Raw genomic sequence first — 1,350 nt, 5'->3', positions numbered from 1 at the left:
AATTATTATCTTCCCTAGCAGGGCTTTGTGAGCACGATCAAGCGGTCATTAGTTACTCTGGTATCGATGTTAGAAAAATTGCCAACCGAGATTTGACACCTTATATCTCACTTTGTCCGCAACAACCAAAATTAGTCAAGGGTTCGTTTTTAGACAACATCACGTTACATAACAAAAGCAGAGAATCATCTGCCTATGACGTGTCACATGAAATTGGGTTGACGAAAGATTTGGCCAAGTTCCCTAAGTCTTTCGATGAGTACCTTGATAATGTTGACTATGGTGTTTTTCACCAAGGCATGCGACAGAAAATCGCGATCGCAAGATGTCTCTGTTCCAATACGCCGGTTTTACTGTTTGATGAGATCAACTCTGACATGGATCCGGTATCTAATAATCTATTTTTGGAGGCCATAAAACGCCGTCAAAAGGACCATATTATTATTCTTGTAAGCCAGCAGTCGCAGTTTATTAACTTGGGCACAAAATATCTTTGCGTTTGAGAAAAATACAGTACAGGGGCAGATGAATGAATAATTACCATGAATATGACAGCGACCGTTTCGATCCACTCTCAGACGGATCTGACGGACATCGTTTCTCCCTCGATGATAGTGAGAAAGAAACCCACAACAATATAAGGGTATTGGTTAGGTTTTTGAAAAATAGAGCTTTCGAGGGTGACAGTTTAACTGTAAGACGTGTCCTTGGTTATAGAGACGCATTTGTTCGGACTGATCAACTTGCAGAAGTGTTAGGGCGGCTTGGATTTTTGAGAAATTATGATGAGATTTTTTCAAGCCAATCTGAATGTCGACGATTTCCTTATTTTGTTGTGGATGATGAAAAGCTGTTACTAGTTGAATCAATTGATCGTGATTCCATTTACCACGTTTTCGATGGTGATGATTACCTTGAGATGCGAGAAAGTCAGCTGCTTAACAAGCGGATGATGTACTTTATTTTTGACGAAGAGAAAGAGCATCTTGAAGCAAGAAATATTGATTATGTTCGAGAAACATTTGCACGATTCAAACCTTTAAAAACTCATGTACTTTTGACTAGCGTGTTAACTGGATTTTTTGCGTTGTCAGTACCACTAATAGTCATGGTGGTTTACGACCAGGTTTTACCCACGGGTTCTTACCTAGTTCTCATTGGCAGTATTATCGGAGCACTGATACTACTCGGATCTGAGTTTGTGATGAGATTGATTCGTGGACGTATCTTGTGTCAAGTGTCTACACGGTTCTCATCCATCATGAAGCCGAAAGTACTTAATAGGATTGTACGCCATCGGCTAATCGATTTGCTCAACTCTGAACTTTCGACCAAGTCACAGCGCGTTGC

At 40.4% G+C, this 1,350-nt stretch carries 1 protein-coding gene and 1 pseudogene; both read left to right on the top strand.

The window, feature by feature from the left end:
- Positions 1-503 (top strand): ATP-binding cassette domain-containing protein (locus A3738_RS23965; protein ID WP_156504468.1); only part of this gene is annotated, 503 nt, incomplete at its 5' end.
- 26 nt (positions 504-529) lie between these two features.
- Positions 530-1,350, top strand: a pseudogene (locus tag A3738_RS23960) (hypothetical protein); the annotation flags it as partial.

The sequence above is a fragment of the Oleiphilus sp. HI0066 genome (genome assembly GCF_001635725.1).
Note: the sequence above shows the minus strand (reverse complement) of the source record. Positions and strands in the feature narration are given on the sequence as shown.